The following is a 4229-nucleotide window of genomic DNA, read 5'->3' on the forward strand; positions in this document are numbered from 1 at the left end:
TCGGCGGGAGCCTCGTCGACGACCTCGACAGACGCGGTCTCCACCACCACAGCCTCGGCCTTCTCGGCCTCGACCGGCGCCTCGACCACCGGAGCCTCGACCGCTGCAGTCTCCTCGACCACCGCGACCTCGACGGCAGCAGCCTTCTCGGCCTCGACCGGAGTCTCGACGACAGGCTCGGCCACGACCTCGACGACCGGGACCTCCTCGGCCACAACCTCAGCCTCGGCCACGGCGGGCGCGGTCTCCTCGACCACGGGCTCGGCGGAAGCCTCGACGACGACCTCGACAGACGCGGTCTCCACCACCACAGCCTCGGCCTTCTCGGCCTCGACCGGCGCCTCGACCACGGGCTCGGCCACGACCTCGACGACCGGGACCTCCTCGGCCACAACCTCAGCCTCGACCACGGCGGGCGCGGTCTCCTCGACCACGGGCTCGGCGGAAGCCTCGACCGCCGGAGCCTCGACCGCCGCAGTCTCCTCGACCACCGCGACCTCGACGGCAGCAGCCTTCTCGGCCACGACCTCCACCTGAGCCTCGACGACCGGAGTCTCCTCGGCAACAACCTCGGCCTCGACCACCGCGGCGGCCGGAGCCTCGACCTCGGTCGCGACCTCCTCGACCGGCTCGGCGACGGACTCGGTCTCCGTCTCGTCCTCGGCCGTTCTGTCCTCGGTGTGGGTCTCGTCGGCGTCAGCGGCCTCGGCCTCCACGACAGGAGTCTCCTCGGTCACCGTCTCGACCTCTGCGGCCGAAGGCTCCACCGGCGCGGCGCCGACCAGGTCATCGGCAGCCGGTGACGGAGCGGGGAGAGTGACGACGAGCGGCTTCTCCTCGACGGTCGACTCGACGACCGTTTCGACGGCCGCCTCGGCCTCCGCCTCATCGGTACCCGGGGCCTCGGAGGCCGGGGCCTCGACCTCGACCGGCGACTCATCGACGCCGGCCTCGGCCTCGGCGGCGATGTCCGCGGCGGTGTCCGCGACGCCGTCGGTCTCGGTGTCCGCGAGATCGGTCCCGGCAGCCGTCGGGGCCTCGGTCTCGACGACGTCGGCCTCACCGGCGGTCTCGACGTCGGCCGCCTCGGCCTCCGCCGTGGGGGCCGGTTCGCCGCTGCCCGCGAGGCCGTCGCGCTGGCCGCCGGCCAGCGCCTGGCGAGCGGTGTAGGCGGCCTCGGCAGCGCGGCGGTCCGCGCGGGAGGCCGTCAGCTCGGAGAGGAGGTCGGCGAGGCCGGCGTCCTCCAGGGTGGCGCGCAGGGTGCGGATGGTGGGGAGGCGGTAGAGGGTGCCCTCGTCCGCGGCGAGCCGGTCGACGAGGTCGACGAGGTCCGGGAAGGACAGCGCGTCGAGGTCCTGGCCGGGCAGCAGCCGGGCGAGGTCGCGCAGGCCGGTGTTGATGGCCTCGAACGCCAGGGCGGTGCGGTGGACCAGTGCGCCGTCGGCCGGCGGGACGGGCAGGGTGCCGGCGGGGGCGAGGGCGGTCCAGGCGCGGCGTTCGACCTCCGCCGACGCGAGTGCCTCGTGCAGGTCCTGCGGGCGCGGTCGGCCGGAGGTGGCGGCGAGGGCGGCGGCCTGCTTGCGCAGCGAGCGGGCGCGCAGCCAGGAGAGCTTGACGCCCCGCTCACGGCGCCAGGCCCGGTCGGCGGTGGCGGCGACGAGGGTGCCGAGGTCGGCGTCGTAGGCGGCACCGGTGAGGATGGTCGAGGTCCGGTGGACGAGCTGCAGCATCTCGACCAGGACGGCGGTCTTGCCGACGGTGTCCGGTGCGTCGATCTTGACCTCGGCGGCGAGCGCGGTGACGTCCTCCCAGGTCTGCTGGAGGTCGTGACCGCGCAGCTCGGCGAGGACGGTGGAGGCCGCGCGGGCGTCCTCGGGGCTGGCGACGGTGTCGACGGCCGCGTACCAGGCGTGGGTGTCGGCGGTGAGGGTGAAGGCGCCGAGGTCGGCGTACCGGCCGAGCTCTTCCCGGAGGTCGGTGTCGGCGGTGACCGCCTGGCCGCGGGTCTGCTCCAGGTCCTTGGCGTCGGTGGCGTCCTTGGCGTCCGCGGCGTCGGCTGCGTCGGCGTTGCGCGAGTGAAGCACTGTCATGTGAGGTCCGGTTCTGGGCGACTGCGGCGGGGCTGGCGTCGAGGGGGACGGCGGTCCGGGTGCGCGTGGGGCCCCGGCGGGAGGGGCCAAGGGGTGCGCGGTCGGGCTGCCTGTTGTGGAGGCCAAGAATACGGGTGCCCGTTCGAGCCTTGCACGCACCCACCGTCCATCGGTCGGGTGTGGCGTGCCATACCGCTCACCTGGCCGCTACTCGGGAGGGCCGGGCGGGTGGTCCGGTGTTCGGCCGGGCGGGTGGTGCGTGGGCGCCCCGTGTGTTCCCGGCCGCCGGATCCGCTCCGTCGGCACCGTGCGGAGCCGGTGCCCGGGCGGCGGGCGGTACCCGCTGCGGCCGAGGGCGGCGAGGTCGACCGGCGCGAGGTACTCGGAGAGCGCGGTCCGGTGCCACCACGCGCCGGTTTCGCGAAGTTCGCGCCAATCGGTGAACCGGTAGAGGTGGAGGGTCGCCCGGACGTGGGTCGGTGGGGCGTCGGGGAAGGGGTTGTGGCGCAGCAGGCGGAGGGTGTCCGGGTCGTTGACCAGCAGTCGGGCGACGAAGGGCAGGAACCAGGGCCGGGCGTACGCGGGCGAGATGCCGGCGAACCACATCAGCCAGTCGAGCCGCAGGTGGTAGGGGGCGTACTGGCGCGGAAGGCGGCGCACGTCACCGGGCTTGCCCTTGAAGCCGTACTCCTTCCACACGGTGTGCCGGGTGACGGCCGGTTCGTCCGTGCCCTCGACCACGACCTCCTGGCGGAGCCGGTTGACGCTGCCGAAGGCGCCGTAGGAGTTGACCAGGTGGAGGCGGTTGAAGGAACGGTTCATGACCTGGCGGCGGGAGACCATGTTCCGGACCGGCCAGTAGCTGAGGACGAGGACGGCGGCGGCGAGGGCCAGGACCAGTGCCTCGTACCAGGCGGGCGCGGCACCGTACGCCCGGGGGTGGGCCGGGAGGCCGAGGCGGGCGGGGTCGACGGCGGCGAGGGCGAGGGCAATGGTGAGCCAGTTGAGCCAGGCGAAGTTGCCGGAGGCGATCAGCCAGAGCTGGGTGGCGATCACGACGCAGGCGGCGAAGGTGGCGACGGGCTGCGGGAGGAGCAGGCAGACCGGGACGGCGAGCTGGGTGACGTGGTTGGCGGCCACCTCGACGCGGTGCAGCGGGTCGGGCAGGCGGTGGAAGAACCAGCTGAGCGGACCGGGCATGGGCTGCGTCTCGTGGTGGTAGCGCAGGCAGGTCAGGTCCCGCCAGCAGCTGTCGCCGCGGAGTTTGATCAGGCCCGCGCCGAACTCGACCCGGAAGACCAGCCAGCGCATCAGCCAGAGAACCGGCGCGGGCGGGGCGGTGTCGGCGTTGCCCAGGAAGGCGCCGAGGAAGCCCGCCTCCAGCAGCAGTGACTCCCATCCGAAGGAGTACCAGGTCTGTCCGACGTTGACGATCGAGAGGTAGAGGACCCAGAGCGCCGCCCAGCAGAGGATCGACGCCCAGAGCGGGACGGCGTCGCCGAGTCCGCCGGCGAGGGCGGCGGAGAGCGCGGCGCCGGTCCAGGCGACGGCGGCGAAGAAGCGGTCGCTGTAGTGGAGGTGGAAGAGACCGGGCGACTGCCGGAACGGGACCCGGGCGGTGAAGCGGGGCACGGGCAGCATGCCGCCGGCGCCGATCAGGGCGCGGAACTGGAGGGCGGCGGCGAGGAAGCCGGTCAGGTAGACGGCGGCCAGCAGCCGTTGCACGAGCAGTCTGCTGAGCCAGTACTCGGGTGCCGCGAACCACTGCATGCGGCCCATGCCTACCATCGCCGCCCGTCGCGCGGGGCGCGGGTGCGGGGGGCCCGGCGGCCGGTTCACCCGGGCGGTGGCCGTCCGGACGGCCGTCCCGGACGGGCCCGGTACGAACGGCGGTCGGTGAGGTCGGCCGGGAATCGACGGTGGGCCGGGTGTCGGCGGTCGGCCGGGAATCGACGGTCGGCCGGGTGTCGGCGGTGGGCCGGGTGTCGGCGGTGGGCCGGGTGTCGGCGGTGGGCCGGGTGTCGGCGGCGCTCGGCCGCGAGCTGCGCGCCAGGACCGGCGCGAGGAGGAGAGGGGAGGAGCGGGGAAGCGCGGGGAAGCGCGGGGAAGCGCGGGGAAGCGCCGGGAGGAGCGGGGTGG

General features: G+C 74.4%; 1 protein-coding gene and 1 pseudogene. Both read right to left on the bottom strand.

The window, feature by feature from the left end; all coding sequences use genetic code 11:
- Positions 1-2090: pseudogene (locus ACFWOG_RS39865) on the bottom strand (hypothetical protein); the annotation flags it as partial.
- 207 nt (positions 2091-2297) lie between these two features.
- Positions 2298-3860 (bottom strand): lipase maturation factor family protein, encoded by a 1563-nt coding sequence (locus ACFWOG_RS39870; protein ID WP_380364550.1) that lies wholly within the window; start codon positions 3858-3860, stop codon positions 2298-2300.
- Between the last annotated feature and the right edge of the window lie 369 nt (positions 3861-4229).

It is taken from the genome of Kitasatospora sp. NPDC058406 (assembly GCF_042722765.1).
Taxonomy (GTDB): domain Bacteria; phylum Actinomycetota; class Actinomycetes; order Streptomycetales; family Streptomycetaceae; genus Kitasatospora.